The following is a 17,628-nucleotide window of genomic DNA, read 5'->3' as shown; positions in this document are numbered from 1 at the left end:
CCCTTGAGCTTCCTCAGCTTGCAGCGACTTCCAGCCGCTCCACCGCCACGGCGCAGTACTTGAACTCCGGAATCTTGCCAAACGGGTCCAGCGCTGCGTTGGTCAGCAGATTGGCAGCCGCCTCCACATACGCAAACGGCATGAACACCGTGCCGCGCGGCGTGCCGTCGTCCCGCCGCACGCGCACCTGCACCCTGCCGCGCCGCGAGCGAATACCCACCAGCGCACCGGGCTGCACGCCCAGCCGCGCCAGCTCGTCACCGTGCAGCGATGCGGTGGCCATGGGCTCGATCGCGTCCAGCACGGTGCTGCGCCGCGTCATGCTGCCGGTGTGCCAATGCTCCAGCTGGCGGCCGGTGATGAGCACCAGCGGGTAGTCGGCGTCAGGCTTTTCTGCCGCCGGGATCACGCTGGCGGGCACCAGTTGCAGGCGGCCCGTAGGCGTGGGGAATTTTTCAGTGAAGACGATGGGCTGGCCCGGGTCGTCGGGCGTGAGGCAGGGGTAAGTCACGCTGGAGTCGCGCGCGAGACGCTCCCAGGTGATGCCCTCGATGCTGGCGTGCATGGCCTGGCGCATTTCGTCGTAGACAGCGGCCACGCCGGACTCTTCGCCTTCGTAGCTCCAGTCCAAGCCCATCCGCGCGGCGAGTTGCTGAATGATCCACAGGTCAGGCTGCGCATCTCCCGGCGGGTTCAGCGCGCGGCGGCCCATCTGCACCATGCGGTCGGTGTTGCTGGCGGTGCCGGTCTTTTCGGGCCAGGCGCTGGCGGGCAGCACCACATCGGCCAGCCAGGCGGTGTCGGTCAGGAAGATGTCCTGCACCACCAGGTGCTGCAGGCTGGCCAGCGCGTGGCGCGCGTGGTTCAGATCGGGGTCGCTCATGGCCGGGTTCTCGCCCATGATGTACATGCCGCGCACCTTGTGCGGATCGCTGTCGTCGGCCAGGGCCTTGTGCATGATCTCGACCACCGTGTAGCCGGGCGCTTCATCGAGTTGGGTGCCCCAGAAGTCTTCGAACCATGCATGCGCTCCGGCGTTGTCCACGCGCTGGTAGTTCGGGAACATCATGGGGATGAGCCCCGCGTCACTCGCGCCCTGCACATTGTTCTGCCCGCGCAACGGGTGCAGGCCGGAGCCGGGTTTGCCAATCTGGCCGGTGACGGCACACAGCGCAATCAGGCAGCGCGCGTTGTCGGTGCCGTGCACGTGCTGGCTCACGCCCATGCCCCACAGGATCATCGACGCCTTCGATGTAGCAAACGCCCGCGCCACCTCGCGCAGCGTCTCGGCCGGAATGCCGCACACCGGGGCCATGGCCTCGGGGCTACAGCCCAGCACGTTGGCCTTGAGGGCCTCGAAATCGGTGGTGCGGTCTCGTATGAATGCTTCGTCAACCAGCCCTTCGTCGATCACCGTGTGGATGAGCGCATTGAGCATGGCCACATCGGTATCGGCCTTGAACTGCAGCGTGCGCCAGGCGTGGCGGCCAATGTCGGTCACGCGCGGGTCGGCCAGCACGATCTTCGCGCCGCGCTTCGCAGCGTTCTTCATCCAGGTGGCCGCCACCGGGTGGTTGGCCGTGGGGTTGGAGCCGATCACAAAGATCAGCTCGGCGTGCTCCACATCGTTCACCGGGTTGCTCACCGCGCCCGAGCCCACGCCTTCGAGCAGCGCGGCCACGCTGGACGCATGGCACAGCCGCGTGCAGTGGTCCACGTTGTTGCTGCCAAAGCCGGTGCGCACCAGCTTCTGGAACAGATAGGCCTCTTCGTTGCTGCCCTTGGCCGAGCCAAAGCCCGCCAACGCCTTGGGGCCGTGGGTGTCGCGCAGGTTTTTGAGCGTGCCAGCGGCCAGGTCCAGCGCCTCGTCCCAGGTCGCTTCGCGGAAGGTATCGCGCCAGTCGGCACCGTAGGGGCGCACCTCCTTGGACACGCCGGGCTTGCGGATCAGCGGCACCGTCAGGCGGTCGGGGTGGTGGGCATAGTCAAACCCAAAGCGCCCCTTCACGCACAGGCGGCCATGGTTGGCCGGGCCGTCGCGGCCTTCCACGCTGATGATCTTTTCATCGCGCACGTTGTAGGTGATGAGGCAGCCCACGCCGCAGAACGGGCAGACCGAATCGACCTTGCGGTCCACCTTTTGCGAGCCGATATGCGTCTTGGGGCTGAGCGCGCCCGTGGGGCAGGCCTGTACGCATTCGCCACAGGCCACACAGGTGCTCTCGGCCATGGGGTCGTCCAGGTCGAAGACGATCTTGCTGTCCGCCCCACGCAGCGCGTAGCCAATCACGTCGTTGACCTGCTCTTCGCGGCAGGCGCGCACGCAGCGGTTGCACTGGATACAGGCGTCGAGGTTGACGGCCATGGCCGGGTGGCTCAGGTCCGGCGCGGGCTGTTCGCGGCGCAGGGCCTGGAGCGCGGGGCGCACGGCCACGCCCAGGCGGTCCGCCCACTCGCTCAACTCGCCGTGCTGGCCTACCGTTTCGGGATTTTTTGATTCAAAATGGCCGCTAGCGCTTGATGGATAAGCGCTGACAGCTATCAATTCAGGAGTATTTATACCGCCATCGTTCCATCGATAGCCGGTATCCGGCATGTCCGACAGCAGCATCTCCACCACCATCTGCTGGCTCTTGCGCGCGCGGGGACTGGCGGCCTGCACCTTCATGCCCTCGGTCGGTGCGCGGCAGCAGCTGGGGGCCAGCGTGCGTTCGCCCGCGATCTCGACCACGCAGGCGCGGCAGTTGCCGTCGGGGCGCAGGCCGTCGCTGTAGCACAGGTGCGGGATGTCCACCCCGTGCCGCTGCGCGGCTTTCAAAATGGTTTCGCCAGCGCGGGCGGTGATGGGCTGGCCGTCCAGTTCAAAGACTACACCACAGGTGCTGTGCAATGCGCTCATGGCTGGACTCCCTTGGGCAATTGCTCCGTCAGCGGGCTGTTGCGCGGCTTGGGCAGGTCACCCGGCCAGGCCCCCTCACCCACCTCGTGCGGAAAATACTTGTGAATGCAGCGAATGGGATTGGGCGCGGCCTGCCCCAGGCCACAGATGGAGGCATCGCCCATCACCTGCGCCAGATCGTCCAGCAGTTCTTCGTCCCACTGCGGCGCTTGCATCAGCGTGGCCGCCTTGGCCGTGCCCACGCGGCAGGGCGTGCACTGGCCGCAGCTTTCATGTTCAAAAAAGCGCATCACATTCAGGGCCGCATCGCGCGCGCGGTCGTGTTGGCTGAGCACGATGACAGCGGCGGAACCGATGAAGCAGCCGTAAGGTTGCAACGTGTCGAAGTCAAGCGGAATGTTGTTGAGACTGGCGGGCAGGATGCCGCCCGAGGCACCACCGGGCAGATAGGCATACAACTCGTGGCCGTCCAGCATGCCGCCGCAGTATTCGTCGATGAGTTCCTGCACCGTGATGCCCGCAGGCGCGAGCTTGACGCCCGGGTGCTTCACCCGGCCGCTCACGCTGAAAGACCGCAGCCCCTTGCGGCCGTGGCGGCCAAAACTGGCGAACCACTGCGGCCCGCGCTCGATGATGTCGCGCACCCAGTACAGCGTCTCGAAGTTGTGCTCCAGCGTGGGCCGCCCAAACAGGCCCACCTGCGCAATGTAGGGCGGGCGCATGCGGGGCTCGCCGCGTTTGCCCTCAATGCTCTCGATCATGGCCGACTCTTCGCCGCAGATGTAGGCCCCCGCGCCACGGCGCAGCTCGATATGGGGCAGCGGGCATGGCGGATCGGCGCGCAAGTCGTCCAGGGCGCGCTGCAGCAGCGCGCGGCAGCCGTGGTATTCGTCGCGCAGGTAGATATAGACGGCTTCGGTGCCCACCACCTGCGCGGCGATGAGCACGCCTTCCAGAAAGCGGTGCGGGTCGCGCTCCAGGTAAGTGCGGTCCTTGAAGGTGCCGGGCTCGCCCTCGTCGATGTTGACGGCCATCAGGCGTGGGGCAGGTTGGTCGCGCACGATGCGCCACTTGCGCCCCGCCGGAAATCCCGCGCCGCCCAGGCCGCGCAGGCCCGAATTTTCCATGGCCGAAAGCACGGCCTCGGCATCCATTTCGCTATTGACCAGAGCAGCGGCGGTCTGGTAGCCGCCGTGCGCGCGGTAGGTGGCGAGGTCGGTGGGGGCCGGGCTGATCCCTTCCGGCTGCGCGGGCACACGCTTCCCGGCCAGTTCTGCAATATCAAAATTGATAGCTACTAGCGCAGGTGGATGAAGCGCTAGAGCCCGATTTGGCTTCAAATTGACCACCTCCAGCACCGCATCCACCGTGGCGTGGGGCACTGGGCACTGGTGCACCACCGCCACGGGCGCCTGCTCGCACCGGCCCACGCAGGGCACGGCCACCACCTGCACATCGCCCTGCCCGGCTGCTTGCAAACGTCCCGGCAGTGCTTCGAGCAGTTCGCGCGCGCCGGCCATGCTGCAGCTCAGGCTGTCGCACACGCGCAGCACCAGGCGCGGGGCCTGGGCTTCCTCGCCGCGCACGATGTCGAAGTGGTGGTAGAAGCTCGCCACCTCATACACCTCGGCCATCGGCAGGTTCATTTGCCGCGCCAGCGCCACCAGGTGCCGGTCGTGCAGCACGCCAAAGTGGTCGTTCAGGCGGTGCAGGTATTCAATGAGCAGATCGCGCCGAAAGCCGGTGGCCGGGCGCGGGCCCAGCAGTTGCGCCACTTCTGCCATGGCCGCGTCTTCGGGCTGGCGGCCCTTGAGGCGGCTTTTGCGGCGGATGCGCTCGCGCATGTCGTTGACGGACACGGCGGCAACGGTGGGGGCTTCGGGGGCAAGGTGCATGGGCCGGGGGCGTGGGGCGCGTTGTTTTGTATGAAGGCGCCTGCATAGGCCAAGCGCGCCGCCGCAGTGTCTGCCAGGGGTGCCTGCGGCGTCAAATTGCCAATGCACATGGGGCGATCACAAAAACAAATGAAGCGGCCGTTTTTGCAACGGCCAATTAATCAACCACCGCAATCCTTGCGGTCAGCGCTCAATCGGCGATCAACAGCCCACTGTGCGCTGCGGCATGCTGCAGCCAGTCCGCGTCCTGCGCCAGCACCAGTGCGACATCGAGGGCGCGGGTGGGCTGCACCTGCCGGTGCGACATGAATCCGATGGGCGTGGTGAGCACCGGAGCGGTAAGCGGCAGCGCCTCCAGCCCGTCGTGGCCACGCACGGCATCGACCAGCGCACCGGGCAGGACGCTGCACACATTGCCCGCCACCACGCTCAGCGCCAATGTCAGCACCGAATCGGTTTCCATGGCGGGCATGACCGTGGCACCTGCTTGGCGAAAGGCGGCATCGACCAGGCTGCGGTTGTGCATCTCGGGGGTGAGCAGGCACAGCGGCAAGGCCGCTGCATCGGCCCAGGCCATGGGGGGGCCGATCTGCAGCCCATGCGCTTGCCCCGTGCGTGGGCTCGGCGCGCGGCGCAGCAGAAAGTAATGCTCCACATACTGCGGCCAGGCCCGCAGCGGGCCGCCGCGTGCGGGCATGCGTTCGGTGTAGCCCAGCGCCAGGTCCAGCGAAATGTTTTCCAGCCCCGCCTCCAGCGCCTGCGAGCTCATCGACAGCGCCACCGGCACGATGCCTGGGTGCCGCGCCTGCAGCTGCGCCGCAAACCGCGCGAGGATGGGCATGGCCGTGGGCACGGCGCCCAGGCGCAGCGTGCCGCGCGGGTGGGCAGCGTCGCTGCTCAGGTCCTGCTGCAGCACCTGGTGCTCGTGCAGCATGCGCTGGGCGGTGGCCAGCACGCGCTCGCCCTCAGGGGTGAAGCCCTCGAAGCTGCGGCCCCGGCGCACCACCACCACGCCAAACTCCTTCTCCAGCGCGCGCAGCGCGTTGGACAGGGCCGGCTGCGTGATATGGCAGGCCTGCGCCGCCCGGCCAAAGTGCCGGTGCTCGTGCAGCGCCACCAGATAGCGCAGGGACGCGAGCAGGTTCATGGCCTCAGGCACCGCCCGTTGCAGGGCCGCCGTCGCCCGCCAGTTCGCGCTCGATCTGCTCGATGCTGGGCAAACTGGTTTGCAATTCTGTGGGCAGCGACTCGAGCAGCTTGTACTCGGCAACGCCCATGGGTTGGGATTTGTCGCCCAGCGCGTACTCGGCGACGACCTTGTTCTTGGTCTTGCACAGCAGCAGGCCGATGGTAGGGTTGTCGTGCTCGCTCTTGACCTGGCGGTCCACGGCCGTGAGATAGAAGCCCAGCTGGCCCAGGTGCTCGGGTTTGAACTTGCCGGCCTTGAGTTCGATCACCACGTAACAGCGCAGCTTGAGGTGGTAGAACAAGAGGTCGATGAAGAACTCGTCGCCGCCCACATCCAGCAGCACCTGCCGGCCTACGAAGGCAAAGCCGGCGCCCAGCTCCAACAGGAATTCTGTGACGTGCTTGACCAGGGCGCCCTCAATCTCACGCTCGCGCGCCTCGTCAGACAGTCCCAGGAAGTCAAATCGATAGGGATCTTTCAAAGACTCCCGAGCCAAGTCCGACTGCGGTGGAGGCAGGCTGGCTTCGAAATTGGTGACCGCCTTGCCACTGCGCTCCAGCCGGCGGGCTTCAATGTGGATGTTCAAGACGTTGCGCGACCAGCCGTGCGCAATGGCGCTTTGGGCATAAGCGAGCCGCAGCGCGGGGTCCTTCAGCTGGGTCAACAGAACGAGGTTGTGCCCCCAGGGCAATTGTCCAACAGCCTGTTGGACAATTTCGGCATCCGTCCAGGCCTGCGCAAACGCGCGCATGTACATGAGATTGGCGCGGGAGAACCCCTTCATTTCCGGAAACGCCGCGCGCAAATCCTGCGCCAGCCGGTCAATCACCTTCGCGCCCCAGCCCTGGTCGGCCTGGCGCTGCAGGATATCGCGTCCGATCTCCCAGTACAGCAGCACCAGTTCGCGATTCACCGCGAGCGTGGCGCGCTGCTGCGCAGTGTGGATGCGGCCTTTGAGCTCGGCCAGCCAGGCGGCGTAACCCGTGGGCGGGTCGATCAGGCCGACAGGCTTTTCGCTCATGGTTGCACTTTTCAAGTGTTTTTGGCCTCTAGCGCTTATCCATCAAGCGCAAGAAGCTATTCATTTAATAGCAGCTGAACGGAGTGCAGGAATGGGTCCGACGTTCTGTTTCAGGTGTTCTTGCTGACCGAGATCGTCGGGAACTTGCTGGAGAAGTCCTTGGCCTGCTGGGCGATCTTCACCGCCACATCGCGCGCGACCTTCTTGTAGATGGCGGCGACTTCGCCGTCGGGGTCGGCCACCACCGTGGGCTTGCCGCTGTCGGCCTGCAGGCGGATGCTCATGTTCAGCGGCAGCGCGCCCAGGTAGTCCATGCCGTAGTCGGCGGCCATCTTCTTGCCGCCATCGGCGCCAAAGATGTGCTCCACATGGCCACAGTTGCTGCACACGTGGGCGGCCATGTTCTCGACGATGCCCAGGATGGGCACGCCCACCTTTTCGAACATCTTGATGCCCTTCTTGGCGTCCAGCAGGGCGATGTCCTGCGGGGTCGTGACGATCACGGCGCCGGTCATGGGCACGCGCTGGCTCAGGGTGAGCTGGATGTCGCCGGTGCCGGGCGGCATGTCGATGATGAGGTAGTCCAGGTCTTTCCAGTTGGTCTGGCGCAGCAGCTGCTCCAGCGCCTGGGTGGCCATGGGGCCGCGCCAGATCATGGCTTCGTCCTGGTCCACCAGAAAGCCGATGGACATGACCTGCACGCCGTAGTTCTCCAGCGGTTCCATGGTCTTGCCGTCGTCGCTTTCGGGGCGGCGGTTGATACCCAGCATCATGGGCTGGCTGGGGCCGTAGATGTCGGCGTCCAGCACGCCCACACTGGCGCCCTCAGCGGCCAGGGCCAGGGCCAGGTTGGCAGCCGTGGTGCTCTTGCCCACGCCGCCCTTGCCCGAGGCCACGGCGATGATGTTCTTGACCTGGGGCAAGAGCTGCACGCCGCGCTGCACGGCGTGGGCGATGACCTTGGTGGTGATGTTGACCGACACGTTGTCCACCCCCGCCACGCCCTTGGCGGCGGCCACCAGCTGGCGGCGCAGCTCGGGCACCAGGCTCTTGGCGGGGTAGCCCAGTTCCACGTCAAACGCCACGTCGCCACCGGTGATCTGCAGGTTGCGCAGGGCGCGGGTGCTGACAAAATCCTTGCCCGTGTGGGGGTCCAGCACGCTGGAAAGTGCGGCCAAAAGGCCCTGTTCGGTGACTGACATTCAAATAACTCCTGTGGGGCCGGTAGTCTATTCCCAAGCTCCCGCCCCCTGCCGCTGAAGGACAATGCGCACCGCATTGCACCGTCGCACTCTCCCCAAAAAGGCCTCCCGTGAAATTCAAGATGTCCGAAAACTCCCTGTTTGCCGTCCTGCTGCGCTCGCCGTGGTGGATCAGCTTTGTGGTGGTGGGCCTCATCACGCTGGCGGCCGGGGCGTTGCTGCCCAAGGAATACTTTGTGGTGGGCGCGCTGGCGGGCTTCCCCATCTTTGTGGTGGGCTGCATGGCCGCCTGGCGGCAGCTGCGCGCGCCCAACCCCGCCAAGGTCGTGGAAATGCTGGAGGCCGTGGGCAGCATGCCCTGGCGCAGCTTTGCCGACACCCTGGCCATCGCCTGGGAGCGCGCGGGCTACAGTGTGGAACGCCTGACTGGCAACAACGCCAACGGGGCCGATATGCGCCTGAGTCAGGGCGGCAAGACCACGCTGGTCAGCGCCAAACGCTGGAAGGCCGCTACCCATGGGGTGGAGCCGCTGCGGGAGCTGCACACAGCCATGACCGCCGCCGATGCTTCGGCGGGCGTGTATGTGGCCGCCCTGGGCCAGGTCAGCGAGAACGCACAGGCATTTGCCCGCGAGCACGGCATCGTGGTGCTGCAGGGTGACGCGGTGGCGCAGTTGCTGCTCAAGCAGCGTTAAGAGCGGCTAACGAAACTCTTCTGGCGTCGTTGCTGTGTCTTGTCGTACTGCTCGTACTGCCTGCAACACAGCGCCTAGCCAGAACCGCTTCGCTGAGTTTTGTTAGCCGCTCTGAGCCACCCCCAACCCCCCTGTGGGGTGGCCCGCACATGCGGGTTTTCCCACATGAACCGCGCCGGGTCGCCCCTCCACACTGGGGGCCTCACACCGTCCGACCGTCCATGCCGTCCACAACCCCCACCGCAGCCCCTGGCACCGTGCCGTCTACACCCGCCACAGGCCTGCTGCTGACCGGTGGCGGTGCCCGTGCCGCCTACCAGGTGGGGGTGCTGGAGGCGATTGCCGACCTGCGCCAGGCCTGTGGGGAAGCGCATGGGCCTAACCCCTTTCCCATCATCACCGGCACCTCGGCGGGGGCCATCAATGCGGCCGCGCTGGCCTGCGGGGCGGACCACTTTGACCGCGCCGTGCGCCGCATCGCGCGCGTGTGGCGCCAGTTCCATGCCAGCCAGGTGTATGGCGCCGATTCGCTGAGCGTGATGCGCAGCGGCGCGCGCTGGCTCACGCTGGTGTCGCTGGGCTGGGCGCTGGCACGCTGGCGGCGCATGCGGCCGCGGTCGCTGCTGGACAACTCGCCACTGGAGAAGCTGCTGGTCAAGATGGTGCCCCTGGTGCGCCTGCCCCGGCTGATTCGCAAGGGGCATCTCACCGCGCTCGCCGTGACGGCGTCCAGCTACAGCTCGGGCGAGCACGTCACATTTTTTGAAGCGGCCACGCCCGTCAAGCCCTGGGTGCGCTCGCAGCGCAAGGCCGCCAGCGACCGCATCACGCACGAACATCTGCTCGCGTCCTCAGCCATTCCCTTCATCTTTCCGGCCAAGGGCATCGAGGTGGATGACCACGTCGAATACTTTGGCGATGGCTCGATGCGCCAGTCGGCGCCCATCGCCCCCGCCATCCACCTGGGGGCCGAGCGCATCCTGGTGATCGGCGCGGGCCGCATGCACGAGCCCAAGGGCGATGCCGCCGCCAACCCCACGGCCACCTACCCCACGCTGGCGCAGATCGCGGGGCATGCGCTGTCCAACATCTTTCTGGATGCGCTGGCGGTGGACGTGGAGCGCGTGCAGCGCATCAACCAGACCCTGTCGCTGATCCCCGAAGAAAAGCGCCTGCACAGCGCGCTGCGCCCCATAGAGCTGCTGGTGATCGCCCCCTCGCAGCGCCTGGACGCCGTGGCTGCGCGCCATGTGGGCGATCTGCCGGGCCCCGTGCGCACCATGCTGGGCGCCCTGGGGGTCACGTCCAACATGGCCGATGTGCGCGGCGCGGCGCTGGCCAGCTACCTGCTGTTCGAGTCCGGCTACACGCAGGAGCTGATGGCCCTGGGCCGGGCCGACACCCTGGCCATGCGGGCCGAGGTGTGCCAATTTTTTGGATGGACGGATACCGGTGCCGAGGTCAAGACCCGGCACCATGGGGAACCCGCCTGAGACGCCCCAGGCCTGAACCCTACGGCTTGGGCAGCCACCCCAGGCCGTGCGCGTGCAGGCTCTGCACATACAGCCGGTCCGCCGTCTCGGTGATCGCAGTGGTCTCGGGGTAGGCGCCACTCGGGTCCTGCAGGTCGGCCACCACCTTGCCATCGTCGGTGAACGCAATCACATGGCCGTAGGGCTGGGGGATGGGCCACAGAGCACGCGGCAGGCGCAGGGTCAGGCTGCGCAGCCAGGGCTTGCCCGCCATGTTGTCGATGGCCGCCCCACGCGGCTTGGCAAAGCCCAGCCACACCTTGCCGTCCTGCCCGCGCATCAGGTTGTCGGGGTAGCCGGGCAGGTTGTCGAGCAGCACGCGGGCCTGGGGGCTGGCCTGACCAATGTCGAGGTCATTCGCATCCACAGCAATCTTCCACACCCGGTATTTGCCGGTTTCGTTGACGAACAGGCTTTTCTCGTCCTGGCTCAGCGCCACGCCGTTGGCAAAGCTGATGCCCCGGGCGACCACGCGTGCGGTGCGGGTGGCGGGGTCATATTCGATCACCCGGCCGGTGCTGGCCTGCTCCAGGATGTCGAGCACGCTGGCTTCAAACGTACCGCCCCAGTCCTTGGGGGCAAAGCGGGTGGAGGCATCGCTCAGGTACATCTTGCCGTTCTGGGCCACCACCACCGCGTCGGCATAGCGGATGGGGTCGTTGCCCACCTTGTCGGCCAGCACGGTGAGCTTGCCGTCCGGTGCGATGGACAGCAGGCCCTTGACCGCATCGGCCGCGATCAGATTGCCCGCCGCATCAAAGTCAAAACCCAGCACCCGCCCGCCGGTGTTGGCAAACACCTCCTGGCCCGAGCCGTCGGGGTTCATGCGCAGGATGTTGCCGCTGAGCACCGTGGTGTAGAGCTTGCCGTCCTTGCCCAAGGCGATGTGCTCCGGGCCCACCTCGCCTTTGAGGTCGATGATGTTTAGACGGGCTAGGCGCTGGTTGGGCGCATGCACGCCCTGGTAGCCGGGGGCCACAGGCGCGGTCCACGCCACCGGCTGAATGGGGACCGGCCACGCCGCCAGATAGGCGGCCACCGCCACCACGACGCCACCCACGCCCCATCCCACCCGCTTTGCCCATGTGCTGGCCATGTGTTGTCTCCTGTTGTTGGTTGGAATGCGGGGCATTGTGGCCCCGTCGGCGGGCTGAACGCACGCCCTGATTGGCACCTGCGCGACCCGGCCTTGGCGGATCAGAACCCGCAGCCGCCCAACGTGCTGCCGACCGCCTAAAATCGCTGGTTCCGCCTGAGAAAGCTGCTTTTCATGACGACCTCCGCCCGCAAACTCTTCGTTACCACCGCCCTGCCGTATGCCAACGGCAACTTCCACATCGGCCACATCATGGAATACATCCAGGCCGACATCTGGGTGCGGTTCCAGCGCATGCAGGGCAACGCAGTCAACTTTGTGGGGGCCGACGACACCCACGGCGCGCCCATCATGATTGCCGCCGAAAAGGCAGGCAAGACACCCCAGCAGTTCGTGGCCGACATCGCGGCGGGCCGCAAGCAGTATCTGGACGGTTTTCACATCAGCTTTGACAACTGGCACAGCACCGACGCGCCCGAAAACCACGACCTGGCCCGCCAGATCTACCGCGACTTGCGCGACCGCGCCGACGGCAGCCTGATCGAGGTGCGCACCATCGAACAGTTCTTCGACCCCGAGAAGAACATGTTCCTGCCCGACCGCTACATCAAGGGCGAATGCCCCAAGTGCCACGCCAAGGACCAGTACGGCGACAACTGCGAGGTGTGCGGCACCGTGTACGCCCCCACCGACCTGATCAACCCCTTCTCGGCCCTCTCCGGCGCCAAGCCCGAACTCAAGCACTCCGAGCATTTCTTCTTCAAGCTCTCGGACCCGCGCTGCGTGGAGTTTCTGGAGAACTGGACCCAAGACGGCAAGCTGCAGCCCGAGGTGGCCAACAAGATCAAGGAATGGTTCACCGTCCGCACCAACCCTGATGGCTCCACCAGCGAAGGCCTGGGCGACTGGGACATCAGCCGCGACGCGCCATATTTCGGCATCGAGATCCCGGACGCACCCGGCAAATACTTCTATGTGTGGCTGGACGCGCCCGTGGGCTACCTCGCATCGCTGAAGAACCTGCTGGAAAAGCGCGGCGAGAGCTACGACGCCTACATGGCCGACCCGGCGATGGAGCAGTACCACTTCATTGGCAAGGACATCGTCACCTTCCACACCCTGTTCTGGCCCGCCATGCTGCACTTCAGCGGCCGCAAGACGCCCAACAACGTGTTCGTGCACGGCTTCCTCACGGTGAACAACGGCGAGAAGATGAGCAAGAGCCGGGGCACCGGCCTGGACCCGCTCAAGTACCTGAGTCTGGGCATGAACGCCGAGTGGCTGCGCTACTACCTGGCCGCCAAGCTGTCGGCACGCAACGAAGACATCGACTTCAATGCCGAAGACTTCATGCTGCGCGTGAACAGCGACCTGATCGGCAAGTACGTGAACATTGCCAGCCGCGCAGCGGGCTTCCTGACCAAGCGCTTTGACGGCAAGCTGACCAGCAACTTTGGCACCACAGGCGCCGCCCTGCTGGCCGAGGTGCGCGGTGCCAGCGACGCCATCGCGCAGATGTACGAAACGCGCGAATACAGCAAGGCCACGCGCGAGATCATGCTGCTGGCCGACAAAGTCAACGCCTACGTGGACCAGAATAAGCCCTGGGACTTGGCCAAGGATGCGGCCAACAACGAGGCCCTGCACCAGGTGTGTTCCGTGCTCATCAACGCCTTTGCCGCGCTCACCCGCTACCTGGCCCCCGTGCTGCCGGGCTTGGCCCAGGCGGTGCAAGGCTTTGTGGGCGTGAACATGCAGCAGTGGAACGCAGCGGGCGACGTGCAGGCCATCCAGCCCTACCAGCACCTGATGCAGCGCGTGACGCCCGAGCAACTGGAAGCATTGTTTGAGGCCCCAGCGCAAGCAGATCAAGCACCAGCAGCTACAGAAACCGCAGCAGTAGGCTCCCATCCTGGTGGCGAAGAACTCGCCCCCACCATCACCATCGACGACTTCACCAAGATCGACCTGCGCATCGCGCTGATCGTGAACTGCGAGCCGGTGGAGGGCTCCACCAAGCTGCTGCGCCTGACGCTGGACGTGGGCGAAGGCCGCATGCGCAATGTCTTCTCCGGCATTGCCAGCGCCTACAAGCCCGAAGACCTGGTAGGCAAACACACCGTGATGGTGGCCAACCTGGCCCCACGCAAGATGAAGCTTGGCGTGAGCGAAGGCATGGTGCTGGCCGCCAGTCATGGCGATGAAAAGGCCAACCCTGGCATCTACGTGCTCAACCCCTGGCCGGGTGCCACGCCGGGCATGCGGGTGCGGTAAGTCAATCTCCCCGGGGCGCTGCCCCCGGGGACATCAAATCCGCCGAATCACAGCCCCAGAGCGGTCCAGTCCCCGGCGCTCACGATGCCCTTGATCACGTCCTTCTGATCCGCCGTGAGATTGGTGGCGTACCCTGTCAGTGCAGCCACTTGGGCAGAACCCACCGTTGCAAGTGCGGCAACCTGGGACAGAGTAAGTTGCGACACATTGCCCGCACTAATGGCTCCGAGTTGGGTGTTCGTAAAGCCGTCTATCTGGTCTGGACTCAGAGCGCGGACCTGCGATGCAGACATGGCGCCGATCTGCGTAGCGTCCAGGTTGGCAAGACCGGCCACCAGGCCAGCAAGCTGCGTGTTCTGCAGCTTGGTCATGTCAAGCTTGGCAAACTCCGTCGCACCCAGGTTATTGAGCTGCGTATCCGTGAGGGATCCCACCTGCGACGCCGTGAGCAAACCGATTTGATCCGACGTCAGCAGATTGAGACCTGTCGAATTCAGGGCGACGATCTGGGCGTCGGACAGTTTGGCGACATCCGTATTGAGGTCTCGCACCAACGCATTGGCCGAAGGTGTACCCGTACCGTCATCCAACTTCTGCTGCAGCTGAGTGGCGGTAAGTGCCTGCAGTTGATCACTGCTGAGACCCTTGGTCGCGTCAGTGACCTTGGCCAGCGTCACCTTCGTCATGTCCAGATCGGAAACCTGGGTCGTGCTCAGGTCACGCAATTCCGTCAGCTTCGGCAGCAGATAGCCAATCTGCGTAGACGTCAGCCCCTGAATCTGGTCGGAGCTGAGCGCATCCACCTGCCGCGAGGTCAGGCTTTGCAGCTGCGTCTGACTGAGCGCCGCGATCTGCGCTGGTGTCATGTCACCGATTTGCGCGGCAACCATCACATCACGGATCACACTCACTTGGTCGGTGGTAAGCGAGCGCACTTGTGCTTGCGTGAGCTTTGCCAACTGTTCCGTGGCCATGCCAGAGAGCTGATCGGTGGTCAACGCTGCCACTTGAGTTGTGCTCAGTTGTCCAATCTGGCCCGTGCCCAATTTGCCCAGCACACTCCCGAGCTCCGCAGAGCCCAGCGCCCGCACTTGCGTGCTGGTCAGGTTTTGCACCTGGTTTCCAGTGAGGAACTGCAGCTGCTCCGGCTTGAATGCCTGGATCTGGGTCGCACTCATCGCTGCGAGGTCTTCGGTTTCAATTCCAGCGATTTGACCGGCAGTCAAGGATTGCAATTGCTCCGAGCTCAGCGCACGCGCCTGACCGGTGCTGAGGTTCTCTATCTGGGTGTAAGAGAAAGCGGCCATTTGGCCCGTCGTGAATGCGCGCAACTGCCCTGTGGTGAGTGCTGCCACCTGGCCATTGGTCAAAGCCCCAATCTGCGTGGCGCTCAATCCCTGAATCTGACCCGACTGGAATTTGCCAATTCTGGCTGCAACGTCCTGGGACTCCAGCGCCTTGACCTGATCGGCCGTGAGTGCAGCCACTTGAGAGTCAGTGAGCGCCGCCGCCTGCGTATCGCTCAAATTGCGGATTTGCTCTGTGGAAAGCAACTTGAGCTGGGCTGTACTCACGGCCTTGATCGCCGCGTCCGTCAACCCTTGCAAAGCAGTGGATGTCAGCTGATTGAGTTTGGACGCCGTCAATGCGGTCATCTGGGCGGCACTGATGCCCTTGGTTTGCTCATCCGTGAGTGCGGCCAGTTGCGCATTGGTGAGCTGCGCCAGCTGGCCAGTGCTCAGGGTGCCCATCTGTGTAGACGTGAGAGCAGAAATTTGCGTATCGGTCAGATCGGCAATCTGATTGGTCTGAATCTTGGTGATCAGCGCCTGAACGTCCTTGTTCTCCAAAGCTTTCAGCTGGCCAGCATCAAGTGCCTTCACCTGCGCTGCGGTCAACGCTGCGGCTTGGCCGTCGGTCAGTGCGGTGATCTGGTCTGCACTGAACTTGTTGATTTGATCCGTTTTGAGGGCAGCAATCGCGGCCACCGAAAGAGCCCCCACCTGCTCATTGCTCAAAGCCTCCAACTGGCCCGTTGCGCCGGTGTTGAGGGCCCGCACCTGGGCCGTCGTCATTGCGTTCAACTGTTCCGTGGTCAACGCCGAAATCTGGTCCGATTTGAGGCCGCTTATCTGAGCAGTCGTCAGCGCCTTGAATTGGGCACTGGTAAGGCTTTGAATCTGGTCCGTGGTCAGTGCGGCAATCTGACTGGATTGGAGCCTTGGCGCAAGACTGGCAATTTCGTCATAGGCCATGACCTTGAGCTTGTCACCGCCTAGCTGTGCCACGGCAAGCGCACTGAGCTTGCCCACCTGATCCACCGTGAGGGCCTGGATCTGCTCACTGCTCAAGCTGACAATCTGATTCGTGGTCAAAGCGGCCACGGCACGGGTGGACAGTGCTGCGACCTGCTCATTGCTCAGGGCACCAATGCCGTCCGTGGTTGCAGCAAGATTCTTGACCTGTTCCGCCGTCAACGCCCTCACTTGTTCGGTGGACAGCGCCTTGATCTGAGCGGAACTGAGTTGGCCGATTTGTGCGGTCGACAATGCTGCCACCGCCGCGGTAGAAAGGGCTGCGACCTGGTTGGATGCCAACGCTTTGATGCCATCGGTGTTGGCAGTATTTGCGACCAGAGCGCGCACCTGCCCAGACGTCATGGCTCCCAGCTGACCGTCGGTCAAAGCGCGAAGCTGAGCGCTCGACAAGGAGTTGATCTGAGCAGTCGTCAACGCCTTGATGGCCGTACTGCTGAGCGATGCAATCTGATCACTGGACAGCGCACCGATCTGAGTAGAACTCAGGGCAGCGGCCTGCGTGGGAAGCAGTACGCTCAGTTGTTCATCAGAGAAGCTCCCTACATCAGCGCCCAGCGCCACCACCTGCGCAGCACTCAGCACCTTCAGGTTATCGGTGGACAACGCGGCGACTTGATTGGACTGGAGCGCACTCAGTTGCGCTGTTGTCATCGCACGCGCCTGAATGGAGTCCAGGTTGCGAATTTGTGTATCAGACAGCTTGTCTACGTTGTTGCCGAAGGCCTTGAACTGCGTTCCGCTGAGCGCCCGCAACTGGTCTGTGCCCAACAAAGCAATCTGATCGGAGTTCAACCCTGCGATCTGCTTTGTGGCCAGCATGGCAACGGCGCTGCCCAGTGCGTCAATCGCATTCAGCTGAGTGGCCTTGAGCGATTGAACCTGTGTCGACGTGAGGGCCCCCACTTGGGTCGCGTTCATGGAACGAATTTGCTCTTCCGTCAGTGAACCCACCTGCGCGACCGTCAGGGCACGGATCTGATCCGTCGTGAACGAGTTCACGATGTCGAGCTGGTTGCCCTTGAGCGACTGAATCTGCAGACTCGACAACTGGCCGCTGGTGTCATCCCCTTCAATCCGGAAGAGCTGATCAGCGCTCAGCGCAGCGATTTGGGCGGTAGAGAATGCACCCAGCTCGGTAGGGACGCCTTTGAACGTGTCGATTTGGTCATAAGTCAAGACTGCCATCTGGGCCGTGGTCAACGACTTGAGCTGGGTGACCGACAACCCGTCAAACTGATCTTTGGTGAGGCCGTATTGAACCTGGTCAGCCGACAGCGCCTTGAGAGCCGTGGGACTCAGATTGACGATAGTGCTGGCGTCCAGCCCGGAAATCTGGTCTGCAGAGAAAGCCTGGATTTGCGCCGCCGTGAGCTTTTTGACCTCATCGGAGTTGGCAGAGATCGTGGTGATGTCCGCCTTCGTCAGCGCGGACAGCTGATCTACCGACAGACCAGAAAATGAAGTGATGCTCGCCATGGCTTTGCTCCTGCAAAAATTAACAATCAAG

Annotated in this window: 10 protein-coding genes; 3 read left to right on the top strand and 7 right to left on the bottom strand. The window is 64.4% G+C overall.

Annotated features, from left to right (window positions below; genetic code table 11):
- Positions 1-13 precede the first annotated feature (13 nt).
- From fdhF to apbC, 5 genes are all read right to left on the bottom strand, one after another.
- Positions 14-2,899 (bottom strand): formate dehydrogenase subunit alpha, encoded by a 2,886-nt coding sequence (gene fdhF, locus ACODSU_RS23255; protein ID WP_488845201.1) that lies wholly within the window; start codon positions 2,897-2,899, stop codon positions 14-16.
- Positions 2,896-4,794 carry an NADH-ubiquinone oxidoreductase-F iron-sulfur binding region domain-containing protein gene (locus tag ACODSU_RS23250; RefSeq protein ID WP_488845199.1) on the bottom strand — a complete coding sequence of 633 codons (1,899 nt, stop codon included), beginning with the start codon at positions 4,792-4,794 and terminating at the stop codon, positions 2,896-2,898. Before ACODSU_RS23250 ends, fdhF begins: the two co-directional genes overlap by 4 nt.
- Positions 4,795-4,984: 190 nt before the next feature.
- A complete protein-coding gene (locus ACODSU_RS23245) occupies positions 4,985-5,941 on the bottom strand; it encodes a LysR substrate-binding domain-containing protein (protein ID WP_488845197.1) in 957 nt (318 codons plus the stop codon).
- 4 nt (positions 5,942-5,945) lie between these two features.
- A complete protein-coding gene (locus ACODSU_RS23240; RefSeq protein WP_488845195.1) occupies positions 5,946-7,004 on the bottom strand; it encodes a PDDEXK nuclease domain-containing protein in 1,059 nt (352 codons plus the stop codon).
- A 110-nt stretch (positions 7,005-7,114) separates the two neighbouring features.
- Entirely contained in the window at positions 7,115-8,206 is a 1,092-nt protein-coding gene (gene apbC, locus ACODSU_RS23235; RefSeq protein ID WP_488845193.1) for an iron-sulfur cluster carrier protein ApbC, read from the bottom strand.
- Positions 8,207-8,328: 122 nt separating this feature from the next.
- Here apbC and ACODSU_RS23230 point away from each other — a divergent pair, with 122 nt between their 5' ends.
- On the top strand, positions 8,329-8,901 hold the full coding sequence (locus tag ACODSU_RS23230) for a restriction endonuclease (RefSeq protein ID WP_488805066.1): 573 nt from the start codon (positions 8,329-8,331) through the stop codon (positions 8,899-8,901).
- A 221-nt stretch (positions 8,902-9,122) separates the two neighbouring features.
- On the top strand, positions 9,123-10,394 hold the full coding sequence (locus tag ACODSU_RS23225; RefSeq protein ID WP_488845191.1) for a patatin-like phospholipase family protein: 1,272 nt from the start codon (positions 9,123-9,125) through the stop codon (positions 10,392-10,394).
- A 19-nt stretch (positions 10,395-10,413) separates the two neighbouring features.
- Here ACODSU_RS23225 and ACODSU_RS23220 read toward each other — a convergent pair whose 3' ends face one another.
- Positions 10,414-11,529, bottom strand: coding sequence for an SMP-30/gluconolactonase/LRE family protein (locus ACODSU_RS23220; protein WP_488845189.1), 1,116 nt, complete (start codon positions 11,527-11,529; stop codon positions 10,414-10,416).
- A 174-nt stretch (positions 11,530-11,703) separates the two neighbouring features.
- On the opposite strand from ACODSU_RS23220, the gene metG reads away from it, so the two are divergent.
- Positions 11,704-13,803, top strand: coding sequence for a methionine--tRNA ligase (gene metG / locus ACODSU_RS23215; protein WP_488845187.1), 2,100 nt, complete (start codon positions 11,704-11,706; stop codon positions 13,801-13,803).
- Between the two features lie 47 nt (positions 13,804-13,850).
- On the opposite strand, the gene ACODSU_RS23210 is transcribed toward metG, so the two are convergent.
- Positions 13,851-17,597, bottom strand: coding sequence for a hypothetical protein (locus ACODSU_RS23210; RefSeq protein ID WP_488845185.1), 3,747 nt, complete (start codon positions 17,595-17,597; stop codon positions 13,851-13,853).
- Positions 17,598-17,628: the final 31 nt, after the last annotated feature.

The sequence above is a fragment of the Acidovorax sp. FG48 genome (assembly GCF_057809085.1).
This window is presented reverse-complemented; position numbering and strand designations above follow the sequence as displayed.